At 69.0% G+C, this 12,949-nt stretch carries 14 protein-coding genes; 13 read left to right on the forward strand and 1 reads right to left on the reverse strand.

Going from position 1 to position 12,949, the window contains the following annotated elements; translation table 11 throughout:
• Nucleotides 1-47 precede the first annotated feature (47 nt).
• The 13 genes from QN141_12015 (at nt 48) to QN141_12075 (ending at nt 12,227) form a co-directional block, all read left to right on the forward strand.
• Complete coding sequence (locus QN141_12015) at nt 48-1,166, forward strand: DUF2652 domain-containing protein (GenBank protein ID MDR7559202.1); 1,119 nt, start codon at nt 48-50, stop codon at nt 1,164-1,166.
• Complete coding sequence (locus tag QN141_12020) at nt 1,159-1,611, forward strand: hypothetical protein (protein MDR7559203.1); 453 nt, start codon at nt 1,159-1,161, stop codon at nt 1,609-1,611. Before QN141_12015 ends, QN141_12020 begins: the two co-directional genes overlap by 8 nt.
• Nucleotides 1,612-1,672: 61 nt before the next feature.
• A complete protein-coding gene (locus QN141_12025; protein ID MDR7559204.1) occupies nt 1,673-2,146 on the forward strand; it encodes a DinB family protein in 474 nt (157 codons plus the stop codon).
• Nucleotides 2,147-2,345: 199 nt separating this feature from the next.
• Nucleotides 2,346-3,005: a FadR/GntR family transcriptional regulator gene (locus tag QN141_12030; GenBank protein ID MDR7559205.1), complete on the forward strand. Its 660-nt coding sequence runs from the start codon at nt 2,346-2,348 to the stop codon at nt 3,003-3,005.
• Between the two features lie 2 nt (nt 3,006-3,007).
• Nucleotides 3,008-4,210 (forward strand): 4Fe-4S dicluster-binding protein, encoded by a 1,203-nt coding sequence (locus QN141_12035; protein ID MDR7559206.1) that lies wholly within the window; start codon nt 3,008-3,010, stop codon nt 4,208-4,210.
• A 3-nt stretch (nt 4,211-4,213) separates the two neighbouring features.
• On the forward strand, nt 4,214-5,440 hold the full coding sequence (locus tag QN141_12040; GenBank protein ID MDR7559207.1) for a pyruvate ferredoxin oxidoreductase: 1,227 nt from the start codon (nt 4,214-4,216) through the stop codon (nt 5,438-5,440).
• Nucleotides 5,441-5,471: 31 nt separating this feature from the next.
• A complete protein-coding gene (locus QN141_12045) occupies nt 5,472-6,497 on the forward strand; it encodes a thiamine pyrophosphate-dependent enzyme (protein ID MDR7559208.1) in 1,026 nt (341 codons plus the stop codon).
• A gap of 211 nt (nt 6,498-6,708) precedes the next feature.
• The gene (locus QN141_12050; GenBank protein MDR7559209.1) at nt 6,709-7,701 is read left to right on the forward strand and encodes a tripartite tricarboxylate transporter substrate binding protein; all 993 of its coding nucleotides are present in this window, start codon (nt 6,709-6,711) and stop codon (nt 7,699-7,701) included.
• A 14-nt stretch (nt 7,702-7,715) separates the two neighbouring features.
• Nucleotides 7,716-8,195, forward strand: a complete 480-nt coding sequence (locus tag QN141_12055) for a tripartite tricarboxylate transporter TctB family protein (protein MDR7559210.1) — start codon at nt 7,716-7,718, stop codon at nt 8,193-8,195.
• A gap of 8 nt (nt 8,196-8,203) precedes the next feature.
• Complete coding sequence (locus QN141_12060) at nt 8,204-9,730, forward strand: tripartite tricarboxylate transporter permease (GenBank protein MDR7559211.1); 1,527 nt, start codon at nt 8,204-8,206, stop codon at nt 9,728-9,730.
• Between the two features lie 31 nt (nt 9,731-9,761).
• Nucleotides 9,762-10,673 (forward strand): L-lactate permease, encoded by a 912-nt coding sequence (locus tag QN141_12065; GenBank protein ID MDR7559212.1) that lies wholly within the window; start codon nt 9,762-9,764, stop codon nt 10,671-10,673.
• Nucleotides 10,634-11,353, forward strand: a complete 720-nt coding sequence (locus tag QN141_12070; protein ID MDR7559213.1) for an L-lactate permease — start codon at nt 10,634-10,636, stop codon at nt 11,351-11,353. Before QN141_12065 ends, QN141_12070 begins: the two co-directional genes overlap by 40 nt.
• 88 nt (nt 11,354-11,441) lie before the next feature.
• Nucleotides 11,442-12,227, forward strand: coding sequence for an alpha/beta fold hydrolase (locus QN141_12075; GenBank protein MDR7559214.1), 786 nt, complete (start codon nt 11,442-11,444; stop codon nt 12,225-12,227).
• Here the strand turns inward: QN141_12075 and QN141_12080 are convergent.
• A partial coding sequence (locus QN141_12080; GenBank protein ID MDR7559215.1) for a hypothetical protein occupies nt 12,222-12,949 on the reverse strand: 728 nt, incomplete at its 5' end. The two genes, QN141_12075 and QN141_12080, sit on opposite strands and share 6 nt — an antisense overlap.

A 12,949-nucleotide genomic window follows, 5' to 3' on the forward strand; every position in this document is an offset into this window, starting at 1 on the left:
CGGGGGCCTCCTCGGCCTCCCTCCGCGGCAGGGCCTTTCCCTACGGCGTGGAACGGGTTCTGCCAACGGCCATGGGCGACGTGCAGCAGGGCTGTCTGGTCATCGCCGACATCACCGGTTACACCAGATACCTGGCCGGGGTGGAGCTGGAACACTCCCAGGACGTGCTGGCCGACCTGATGAACGTGCTGGTCGCGCAGATGCGGGGGCTCCTGCACCTGGCCAAACTGGAAGGGGACGCCGTCTTCTGCTACGAGCACGAGGGGGAGGCCGACGGCGGCACTCTGATGGCCATGATCGAGTCCTGCTACTTCGCCTTCTCCAGGCGGGTACAGACGATCGACCGCCTCACCACCTGCCGGTGCAACGCCTGCCGTCTCATCCCCACCCTGGACCTGAAGTTCCTCGTTCATCACGGGCAGTTCGTCATCCAGGAGGTGGCCGGAAGCCGAGAGTTGATGGGCCGCGATGTGATCCTGGTCCACCGCCTGCTGAAGAACACCTACACCGAGCGCACCGGTATCCGCGGCTACGCGATGGCGACCGAACCGTCCCTGCGGCACTTCGGGATCGATCCGGCGGCCCTGGGCGCGGTCGAGCACCACGAAACGTACCACGACATCGGCGAGGTCCATCTGTATGTCCTGAACCTGAATGAGCGCTGGCGCCAGGCGCAGGCGGAGCGCGCTGTGTACATCGCCCCGGGGGAAGGGCTGACCCTGGCCGAACTCGATCTGCCCGCCCCGCCGCCTCTGGTCTGGCACTTCGTGACGTCGCCGAGGCGACGCGCGCTGTGGCAGCCGGACGTCGTCCGGGTCGAGGAGTCCGCCCGGGGCGGCGTGCGCGGGGCGGGGACGGTCAACCACTGCGTCCACGGCGACCATACGGTCGAGGAGGAGATCCTCGACTGGAAGCCCGTCCGTTATCTCACCGACCGCTCGAAGACCTCGCTGGGCGTTGTAATGATGACGACGGAGTTGACGCCGGTGGGCCCGAGCGGGACGCATCTCTCGATCCGGGCGATCCCCGAAGGCGGGCCCGAGGCGCTGGAGACGGTGCGCGGCATGCTGCCCGAGTTTCGGCAGATGTTCGCGGCGGCCGGCGCGACCCTCCTCCGGCTCCTGCGGGAGGTGTCCGTCGAGGCGGAAGAGCGCGCCGGTGGCTGAGGAAGTCGTCGTCTTCAGCCGCCGGTTCGTCATCAGCGTCGAGGGGCCCGACGCCGACCGGCGGTTCAGCGCCACCATCCGCGACCGCACTTCGGGGCAGGTCCTCACCCGCACCCCGGTGCGCGGCCGCAGCGCCGCCGAAGTCCGGGACCGCGCCCTGGAGGTCCTGCACAACCTCGTGGGGCTGGAGCGGGTGCAGGAGATCATCCTGGAGATCGCCCGGGCCCTCGCTCCCGGGGCCATAGTGGAGATCAGCGAAGATGCGCAAGCCGTGTACGTCCGGTTGACCGGCCCCTGGGAGCTGGCCGTCCCCTTCGCCCTGCCCCGCGACGACCTCTACGATCCGGGGTTCGATCCGGAAGACGCCCGCGAGAAGATCGCGGCGCATTTTACCACTCATCTTCGCCCGGGTGGGAGAGCACCGGAGCGGCCCCCGGGGAGGTGACCGCTCCGACCGTCTTTCACTTCGGAAGGGGCTGCGCCGCGTCCGCGCGAACACCCGGGGCGTGCAGAGCCTTGAGCAGTGGGCCGAGGAGTGGCGGCAGACCAGGCGCCTGACCTACGACCTGCTGGCCGCCCTTCCCTACGCCGTGCTGAACTTCTCTCCCCATCCCGACTTCGGGACCTTCGCCCGCCAGATCCGCCACATGGGGGACATCCAGGCCTGCTACATCATGGGCCTGCAGACCGAGAAGATGGATTTCGGAGCCCGGCCGCGCCAGCGCACCCTGGAACAATCGCGAGAGCATCTTGAGGGCTACCTCCGCAGCCTCGACGCCCAGCTGGAGGAGGTGCTGCGCGGGATCTCCGGCGCGTCGCCGGGCCGGTCCATTGCCTGGGACGGGGAAGCGGTCCCGGTGCTCCGGCACCTAATGCGGCTGCTCCAACACGAAACGCTGCACCACGGCATGCTGGCCCTCTACGCGAAGATCGCCGACCTCCCCCTCCCGCCCAGCTGGGGGATCTGGGCCCTCGAATAGCCGGTTATCCCTCACAATCTCCGAAACATCCGGCCCTCTTCGCCTTGACGGCGCGCTCAGGATGTGGCAGATTGGTGATTGGTCTGTTGTCTGACCAATGGACCAATCCTGACCCGGAGGCTCAGGAATCTCCACCACCGACGCGTCGACAGTCATCAGCGACCTTGAGCCGGTCCGGCGGACCAAGGTCTATGAGGAAGTGGCCGACCGGATCCGCCGGCTCATCGTCGAGGGCCGGCTGCGGGCGGGCGACAAGCTGCCCCCGGAGCGCGAGCTGGCCGAGCGGTTTGGGGTCAGTCGGACCTCGGTCCGCGACGCCATCCGGGTGCTGGAACTGATTGGCCTGCTCGAACCCCGCCAGGGCGAGGGCACCGTGGTCCGGGAACTGACCCCCGATGCGCTCACCCAGCCGCTGGCTTCGATTCTGATTCACAACCGGGCGCTGCTCGCCGAGCTGCTGGAAGTGCGCAAGATGTTCGAGCCCCCGCTGGCCGCGCGGGCCGCCGTGCTGGCCCGTCCCGAGGACGTGGCCCGGCTGGAGGAAATCTACGGACGGCAGGAGACGAAGGTGCGCGCCGGCGAGGTGGCCATCGCCGAGGATTCGGAGTTCCACTACGCCATCGCCACCATGGCGCGCAACCGGGTCGCCCTCAAAGTCGTGGACGTCTTGATGGACCTCCTCCAGGAGAGCCGGCAGCGCTCGCTCCAGGTGCCGGGGCGGATACAGCGCTCCCTGGCCGGCCACCGGCGGATCCTGGACGCCATCGCCCGGCGGGATCCCCGAGCCGCCGAACGCGCGATGCAGCAGCACCTGGCCGAGATCGAGCACGTCCTCCTTACGTCACAGCCGGAGGGCTGACCATGGGACGCCTCTTCGCGGTGGAGATCGTCTACCGCGGGATCTTCCAGAAGAACCTGGCCAAGAACATCAGCCGGGGCGTGGTGCTGGCGGCGCACCACGCCGGGAAGTCCGGCATCTCCTTCGGCCGCTACGGGGACAGCCCGGAGCGCAACGGCATCCCGGCCAAGAGTTTCGCCGTGATCGGGAGCGACCCCGAAACCCTCGAGGAGGGCATGGCCAAGTACGAGCCCAAGGAGGTCGACATCACCATCGTCCTGGACGACACCCTGCTCAAGGGCGTGGAGTCCTGGGCCTGGTACGGCCTCCAACCCATCAACCGCCTGCTCCGCCCCGGCGGGACGTTGATCGTCACCTCGATGCACGACGCCGACACCCTCATCCCCATGGCGCACCGGAAGGAGGCGCCCTACCGGCTGGCCATCCTCAAGGGCACGCCCAGCTTCTCGGGCCTGTGGGTCTACAAGGACGACCACACCGACGTGCGCGTCCTCGGGGCCGTGGCCCGGGTGCTGCCCGAGCTGTTCACCATCGACGACGTGGAGAAGGCGATCCTGCAGGAGTGGTCGGCGCCGCTCAAGGCGACCTCGGCGCGCAAGGCCTACGAGCGGATCACCACCCGGGTGGTGCAGCCCACGGAGGGGAACCCGGAACATCCCTTCGCCTTCCAGCTGCCCAAATGGCATGAGATGCGGGAAGGCATCGCCATCCCGGCCATTCCCCGCGGCGCGCCCATCGCCGATCCGGTCAGCGGGCAAAGCGGCGGCTTCCGGCCGGCGCGCAACCCCACCTTCAAGAAGTTCACCACGCGCACGATGCGGCCGGTGGTGAACTTCGACACCTGCGTGAAGTGCACGCTGTGCTGGCTGCAGTGTCCGGACTCCTGCTTCGACGTCACGCCCGACGGGTTCTATGACGCCAACATGGAGGCCTGCTGCGGCTGCGGCGTCTGCGAGGCGGTCTGCCCGGTGGAGCACTGCGTGACGATGGTCAACGAGACCGCCTTCACCGACAACAGCAGCCAGTGGGAAGCCTGGAAGAAAGATCGGACCGCCTATGCCGCCTGGCTGCAGGAGAAGATCCGGCACCGGCCCGAGCGGACTCACGGCTTCCGCTTTCGCGGGCAGTACGAGCAGGAGCTGCCGCCGATGCTGGAGATCGCCGGCGGGGCGGGGCCGGAAGAGCCGTCCGGGGAGGAGGAGTAGGCCATGGCCAGAGCCGTCGAGCAGGTTGCCGCACCGCAGAAGGAAACGGACGCCCTGATCAGCGGCAGCGAGGCGATCGCCGTCGCCTGCAAGCTGGCGGACGTGGACGTCATCACCGCCTACCCGATCCGTCCCTACGACACGGTGATGCAGTACGTAGCCAAGCTGGTGGCGAACGGCGAACTGGACTGCGAGTACATCGTCGCCGAAAGCGAGCATTCCCAGTTCGAGATCGTCAAACACGCCTGCGCCGCCGGCGCGCGCGTCTTCTGCGGCAGCAGCGGCGTGGGCTGGATGTACGCCTTCGAGGCGCTCACCGTCACCCCGGCCCTGCGCATTCCGATGGTGGCCATGGTCGGCAACCGCGCCCTGGACGACCCCGGCGCCTTCGGGGTGGAGCACAACGACGCCCTGGCCGTGCGCGACCTGGGCTGGCAGCTGGTCTGGGTGGACACCGCCCAGGAGGCGCTGGACACCGCGCTCATCGCCTACCGGGTGGCCGAGGACCGCCGGGTCTTCCTGCCCTGCGCCATCGCCTGCGACGGGGCGTTCCTGACCCACTCCCAGGCGCAGGTCAAGATCCCGCCCCAGCAGTGGGTGAACGCCTTCTTGCCGCCCTACAACCGCGGCGACCTCCTGCTGCACCCGGACAACCCGATCACCGTGGCCCCGCAGGTGAACGAAGACTGGCTGATGGAGATCCGCAAGCACAACGACGAGGCGATGAAGCGGGCCAAGACGGTCATCAAGGAAGCGTACGCCGACTTTGCCCGGATCTTCGGCCGCGACTACGGGAACCCGTTCTTCGAGGAGTACCAGACCGACGACGCGGACGTGGTCCTGGTGGGGATGGGGACCCTCTCCATGCCGGTGAAGGTCGCCATCCGCCGGATGCGCCAGGAGGGCAAGAAGGTGGGCCTGGTGCGGCTGCGCTGGTTCCGGCCCTTCGCCGCGGAGGAGCTGGCCGCCACCCTCGGCCGGTTCAACGCCGTCGGGGTGATCGACCGCGACTTCTCCTTCGGATCTCCGTATACCAGCGGCGTGCTGGCCACGGAGATTCGCGCCGCGCTGTACCCGGCGGAGAAGAGGCCGCCGGTGCTGGGATTCATCTGCGGGCTGGGCGGACGGGAAGTGACCGTGCCGGACGTCCAGCGGATGACGGACGTGCTCCTGTCGGCGGCGGCAGGGAAGGCGCAGCCGCTGACGACATGGGTGGGGATCCGCGAGTAAGAGGCACCGGCCAGGAGCGGAGGAGACCACGATGGACGCCATCGAGACCGCGTTGCCCACGCAGCAGCTGGAGGCGATCAAGGGGGTGAAGAAGATCCCCCTGGAGGAATTCTTCACCTCCGGCCACCGGACGTGTCAGGGCTGCGAGTCGGCGCTGGTGATGAAACTGATGGTGAAAGCGGCCGGGCCGCGCACCATCGTCCTGGGCAGCACGGGGTGCATGTATGTGGCCAACACCACCTATTACAGCACCTCGTGGGTCGTGCCCTGGATGCACACCCAGCTGGGCAGCTCCGGCTCCGCGGGCCTGGGCACCGCCGCGGCGCTGAAGGTCCTGATGCGCAAGGGGAAGATGAAGGAGGAGCCGATCAACGTCATCGCCTTCTGCGGCGACGGGGGCGGCGCGGACATGGGGCTGTCGGCGATCTCCGCCGCGCTGACCCATCCCCAGTACAACTTCCTGATCCTCCTCTACGACAACGAGTCCTACGCCAACACCGACATCCAGCTCTCCGGCCTCACCCCCTACGGCGCCCACACCACCTTCAGCCCGCCGGGCAAGGCCAAGCGTATCCTACACACCCGCTGGAAAAAGAATGTGGCCGGGATGCTGGCCGCCGGCCACCCGGAGTGCCGCTACGTGGCCACGGTCTGCGCCAGCTACGCCGTGGACATGATGAACCGGGTGCGCAAGGCGCTGACCATCGGCGGGCCGACCTTCATCCACTCCATCGACCCCTGTCCGAAGGGCTGGGACTTCGACCCCATGCTTTCCCACGAACTGGGCGAGCTGGCCGTGGAGACCGGGGTCTGGCCGCTCTACGAGGTGGAGAACGGCGTGCTCAAGCTCTACGGCCGCACGAAGCAGATCGCGGAGAAGCGCGCCAGGCGTAAGCCGGTCCGGGAGTTCCTGCTCAAGCAGGGACGGTTTGCGCACTTTACCGAGGACGACTTCGACTATTTCCAGGCCAAGGTCGACGAGATGTGGAACCGATGGCTCATTCCCGGGGTGATCCCGTTCCACACCGAGCTCGAGCGCGACCAGCCGCCGGCCTAGCGCCGGGGGCGCAGGAATCGCCGGCCGGACCTGCCCGCGCCGTCGCCGCGCGCCGCAGGTCCGAGCCATTTCTCGACCGAGAAGGTCAACATTCGAGGTGGTGAAGGGCCGGTGACGCAACGGGTACATACTGGCAGACATCGGGGAGGGACTTCGTCGAGCAGGACATTCTCAGTGTTGTGGGGGTGAGGCTATGGCATGGTGGCGACTCATGAGAGCGGCCGCCCTGTGTCTTGTCGTGTTGCTGCTCCTGTTCGCGCTCCCGGCGTCGAGCGCGCCCACGTTCACGCCGCGGCGGCCGATCGAGTGGACGATCCCGGCCGGCACCGGCGGCGGGGCCGACCAGCAGGCCCGGTTCATGGCCCCGCTGATCGCCAAGTACAACCTCTCGCCGCAGCCCTTCATCCCGGTGAACCGTCCGGCGGGCGCCGGGGCCCAGGCCTTCCTCTGGATGATCGACAGGGCCGGCGATCCCCACACCATCCTAATCACGCTGGACAACCTCTTCGCCACGCCCGAAGCGCAGCTCATCCGCCGGCGCGACGGCGGCCGCTTCACCTGGCGCGACCTGACCCCGATCGCCCGGCTGCTCCTCGACAACTTCGTCCTCACCGTCCACAACGACTCGCCGTGGAAAACGGTGGCGGACTTCGAGCGGGCGGCGAAGGCCGCGCCGCGGGGCAGCATCAAGATGTCCGGGACCGGCTCCAAGCAGGAGGATGAGATCATCATGGTCCTCCTGGAGCAGGCCTGGGGGGTGGACTTCACCTACGTGCCCTTCCCGGGAGGCGGCGCGGTGGCGGCGGCGGTCGTGGGGAAGCAGACCGACTTCTCGGTGAACAACCCGCTGGAGATGGTCGGGCACTGGGAAGGAGGACGCCTGCGCCCGCTGGCCATCTTCGCCTCGGAACGGGTGCAGACCCCCCGGTGGAAGGATGTGCCCACGATGAAAGAGCTCGGCTTCCCCATCGAGTACCAGATGCTGCGCGGCATCTTCGGCACGGCGAACATGCCGCCGGAGGCAGTGGCCTTCTACCGGGACATCTTCCAGCGCCTGCTGGACACACCGGAGATGGCCGACTTCATCGAGCGCGGGGCCTTCACCAAGGCCTGGCTCACCGGGCCGGCCTTCGTGCAGTGGCTGGAGCAGAAGGACGCCACCGTGCGCAGCCTGATGAAGAAGGGCGGGCTGTCCGCCCCGTGAGGGCGGCCTGACCGATGCGTCGAGCGGACACCGCCTTCGCCCTGCTCCTGGTGGTCGGAGCAGCGATCATGATCCGCGAGGCCCTGCGCCTGCCCATCGCCTGGACGGCGATCGGGCCGGGCGCAGGGTTCTTCCCCTTCTGGCTAAGCGTGGGGGTTGCCTTCCAGGGGGTGATCATCCTGATACGCAGCCTGCGCGTGCCCGCCCCGCCCGGGCGGGAGGTCCCCTTCGTCGAACCTGAGGCCTGGAGGCCCCTGCTCGTCGCCTTCCTGCCCATGGTCGCCGTGATCGCCGCCATCAACTACCTGGGGATCTACATCGGCGGCGCGCTGTACCTCGCGGGCTATATGATCTTCGTCGGCCGCCACCACTGGACGTCGGTGATCCTGATCTCCATCCTCCTGCCGCTGGGGCTGTTCCTGATCTTCGAGCGCTGGTTCTTGCTGCCGATGCCCAAGGGCCTCATCCTCGAGCACCTGCTCTTCGGACGCTAGAGGGAGGAATGGATCTCTTCTCGGTCTTCGGCAACCTCCTCTACGGCCTCGGCGTGGCGCTCACGCCGACGAATCTCACCGTCGCGTTCGTCGGCCTCATCCTCGGCACGGCCATCGGCGTGCTGCCCGGGCTGGGCGGGACCAACGGCATCGCCCTGCTGCTGCCGTTGACCTTCAACCTCCCGCCGACCTCGGCGATCATCCTGCTGGCGTCGGTCTACTGGGGGGCGCTCTTCGGCGGAGCGATCACCTCCATCCTGTTCAACATTCCGGGCGAGCCCTGGTCGGTGGCCACGACCTTCGACGGCCATCCCCTGGCCCAGCAGGGGAAGCCCGGCATCGCCCTGACGGCCGCCTTCACCTCGTCCTTCCTCGGTGCGGCCGTGTCCATCGTCCTGTTCACCTTCTTCGCCCCGCCGCTGGCGGAGTGGGCGCTGCGGTTCGGTCCACCGGAGAACTTCGCGGTGCTGCTGCTGGCCTTTGCCACCTTCACCGGCCTGGGCGGCGGCGATCCGGCCAAGGCGCTCTTCATGACCGGGCTGGGGCTGCTCCTCAGCACCGTCGGTTTCGACATCGTCAGCGGCCAGCCGCGGATGAACTTCGGATTCGTCGAGTTGCAGAGCGGCGTCAGCTTCATCGTCATTGCCATCGGGCTGTTCGGTCTCGGCGAGATCTTCCTCACGGTCGAGGAGGGGCTCCGCCTGCGGGGGATCGCCGGACGGGTCGGGTTCCGCGACCTGTGGGAGATGTGGCGGATGCTTCCCCGCTTCTGGGCGACGATCGTGCGCGGAACCATTTTGGGGTTCTGGATCGGCGTGCTGCCGGGGACCGGGGCCACCCCGGCCTCATTCATGAGTTACGGGCTGGCCAAGCAGTTCAGCAAGCACCCGGAGCGCTTCGGCAAAGGAGAGGTCGAAGGGGTGGTGGCCCCGGAAACCGCGGCGCACGCCGCGGGGATCGGGGCCCTGTTGCCCATGATCACGCTGGGCATCCCGGGTTCGCCCACTGCCGCGGTCATGCTGGCCGGGTTCTTCATCTGGGGGTTGAACCCCGGGGCGCTGCTGTTTCAGACGCAGCGGGAGTTCGTCTGGGGGCTCATCGGTTCCATGTACATCACGAACGTGCTCGGCGTGCTCATCGTGCTGACGATGGTGCCGGTGTTCGCGGCGATCAACCGCATCCCGTTCGGCGTCCTGGCCCCGCTCATCGTCATCCTCTCCAGCATCGGCGCCTTCGCCGTAAACAACCAGGTGCTGGATCTGTGGATCATGCTCGGCTCCGGGGTCCTGGGCTATGTGTTCAAGAAGTTGAAGTATCCCCTTGCCCCCCTGGTGGTCGCACTGGTTCTCGGCGACATGACCGAGCAGGCGCTGCGTCAGAGCCTGATCATGGGGCAGGGGTCGCTACTGATCTTCGTCACCCGTCCGATTGCCCTCACCTTCCTCCTGGCGGGCCTGTTCCTCTTCCTCCTGCCGCTGGTCCGCGGTCTGCGCGGACGCCGCCCGCGCGCTCCGGAGCCGGTCACAGCGGGCTGAGCCTCTCCGCCGGCGAAGAGACTGATCCCGGATGCCCGCGGACCCCTGGCGACCGGCGCTGGCCGGCCTGCCCCTGGTGTTCCTGCTGCTGGCCCTCCTCCGGTGGCGCTGGCCCGGGACCCATGCGGGGGGAGCGGCGCTCGTTGTGACCGCCGTCACCGCGCTCGGCGCCTTCGGGCTGTCCCCGGGCGCGCTGGCCGTGGCGCTGGGCCGCGCCGTCATCCTGAGCCTGGACGTCCTGCTCATCATCTGGACGGCACTCCTGCTGTACCAGCTCGTGGAGGCGACCGGCGCCGTCCGCGGGATCCGCGACGCCGTCGCCGCGCTGACCGAAGATCACATCCTGCAGCTGCTCATCATCGGGGTAGCCTTCGCCTCGTTCCTGCAGGGGGTGCAGGGATTCGGGGTGCCGGTGGCGGTCACCGCCCCACTGCTGCTGGGCCTGGGCTTCGCGCCGCTGGAGGCCGCGGCCGCGCCGCTGGTGGGACATTCCTGGGCGGTGACGACCGGAACGCTGGCCTCCGCCCTGCAGGCCCTGCGCGCCGTGACCGGCCTCCCCGTCCGGCCGATGGCGGCCTGGATCGGCGTCCTGCTGGGCCTGGCCGCCGTGCTGACCTGCTTTGCCGTCGTGCACCTCCACGCCGGCTGGCGGCCGATGCGCCGCGCCTTTGGGGCGATCCTCGCCATGGGGCTCGTCATGGCGGGGTCCACCTCATCGTCATCCTCAGCGGCAACTGGACGGTGGCCTCGTCCGTGGCCGGCATGGCGGCCCTGGCGCTGGGCATCCAGCTGGCGCGCCTCGTCCGCAGGCGCGGCCCCGGCCTGTTCGGGCTGCTCCCGCAGTGGCCTCCGCCCGAAGGGCGGCGGGAACCGCCCCGGGCGAGGCCCGCGGACGTCTCCCCGATGTCGTTCCACCTGGCCTTCCTGCCCTACTACCTGCTGATCGGTGTCGTCGTCATCGCCACCCTCATCCCCCCGGTGGCGCGGCTGTTGCACGCCGTACACCTCTCCCTGGTCACGCCGAAGACCGTTACGGGGCTGGGCTGGGTCACTCCGGAAGCCTCCGCCACGCTCCAGATCACCGGGCATCCCGGCGCGCTGATCCTCTACGCCGCGGCGTTGACCGCGATGGTCTTTACCTGTCTGGGCTACCGGCCGTCGTGGCGGGTCGTCTGGCGGGGCGCGGCGGACCAGGGAATCCCAACGACCGTGACCATCCTGGCCCTGGTCGGGGTGGCGACGGTCATGGTCTACAGCGGGATGACATCGCTCCTCGCCGCCGCCGCGGCCGGGGCGGCCGGCCGCCTCTTTCCCCTCTTCGCGCCCTTCATCGGCGCGCTCGGCACCGTGATCACAGGCAGCAACACGAATTCCAACGTTCTCTTCGGCGCGCTGCAGCGGGACGCCGCGCACCTCTTGAAGATCGATCCGGTGCTGACGGCCGCCCTGCAGTCGGCGGGCGGGGCGCTGGGGTCGATGGTCGCCCCGGCCAAGGTCGTCCTGGCCACGGCCACGACGGGGTTGGCCGGCCGCGAAGGCCAGGTGATGCACATCACCGGCCGCTACGTGCTCGTCCTCACCGCCGTCCTCGGCCTGATCGGGTTGGTCTGGTCCATTCGCTGACCAGGCCGCGTCCGCCGGAGACAGCCGAGGTGTGGGCTGGACGGGGCGGGCAGGTGTTCCTCGCCGTCCCTGCGGAAATGTACCTACTGTGAAGATCACGCATCGAGGAGTTGATCTGGCCTACGACGATCAGGGGGCGGGGACTCCCGTCGTCCTGCTCCACGGCTTCCCCTTTTCCCGGAAGATGTGGGCGCGTCAGGTCGCTGCGCTGGCGCCGGTCTGCCGCGTCGTTACCCCCGACCTCCGGGGATTCGGCGAATCCGCCGGCGTCCCGGAAACGGTGGACCAGCTGGCCGACGACCTGCACACCCTGGTGGAGGCGCTGGCTCTGCCCGCGGTGGTCCTGGGCGGGTTCTCCATGGGCGGGTACGTCGCCTTTCGCTACCTGGCCGCCCACGGGGACCGGGTGCGGGCGCTGATGCTCCTGGACACGCGGGCCGAAGCGGACACCCCGGAAGCCCGGGAGCGCCGCTTCGCGGGGATCGACCGCATCCGGCGGGAGGGTCCGGCGGGGTTCCTCGACGACTTCGTCCGGCTGGTCGCGGCGCCGTCCACCCTGGAGCGCCGGCCGGACCTGGTCGCCGAGATCCGGGCGCTGATGGAGGGGACCAGGGTCGAGTCGCTGATCGGCGGGTTGCGGGCGATGGCCGCGCGGCCGGACAGCACGCCCCTGCTCGGCGGGATCAGGGTGCCGGCGCTAATCGTCGTCGGCGAGGACGACAGGGCCACCCCGGTCGAGAGCTCCCGCGCCATGGCCGCGGCGATCCCCGACGCCGAGCTGATCATCATTCCCGGCGCGGGCCACGTCAGCAACCTCGAACAGCCGGACGCATTCAACCGGGCGCTGCTGCGTTTCCTCAAACGGCTGTCATAGGCGGCCGCGCGCCCGCCACAGGTGCGGCAGCCACGAGTAGCCGAGCAGGTAGGCAAAGACGGCGCTCCCCAGGAAGAAGGCGATGCCGCCGGCCATGCTGACGGCGGGCGCGGCCAGCACAACGCCCAGGCCGATCAGCGGTCCGGCCACGCCCAGCAGAGCCAGCGCCGGGGGCGCGCCGCGCGGCCAGTAGGGGGCTTCCAGGCGGGGCACCTCATAGGCCGGCATCCCCAGGGCAAACCGGTAGTACCACATGAGAAACGGCGTCACTTTGTAGGCCTGCCCCGTGATGGCCAGCGTCACCCAGCCGGTGAGGAAGAGGCTCACCCCGGCGACGATCCAGGATGTGGCGGAGGGGCGAAAGACGCCCGCGGCGTAGACGATCGCCCCCAGACTGAGTACGGCCGCCTCCCCCATCAAGATCTGCCAGTGCACGCGCGTGATGTCACGCTCGCGGCCCCAGGCGGAGAGGAACACGCGGAGATCGGCGGTGTAGACGAGACCCGCCGCGCCCACGGCGACGAGGCCCGCCCGGATGAGGAACGGGGAGGCGAAGGCGCCGGCCAGGAGGGCCGCAATGCCTCCACCCAGGAGGAGGCCGATCAGGCGCAGGTGGGTCCCCTCCAGCGACCGTCGGGAGGTGAACCGCGGCAGCAGGTAGTAGGAGACGCCGACGATCAGGCAGCCGAACCATCCCAGCAGGCCCAGGGTGAGGTGCACCG

It is taken from the genome of Armatimonadota bacterium (assembly GCA_031459765.1).
Classification (GTDB): Bacteria; Sysuimicrobiota; Sysuimicrobiia; order Sysuimicrobiales; family Kaftiobacteriaceae; genus Kaftiobacterium; species Kaftiobacterium secundum.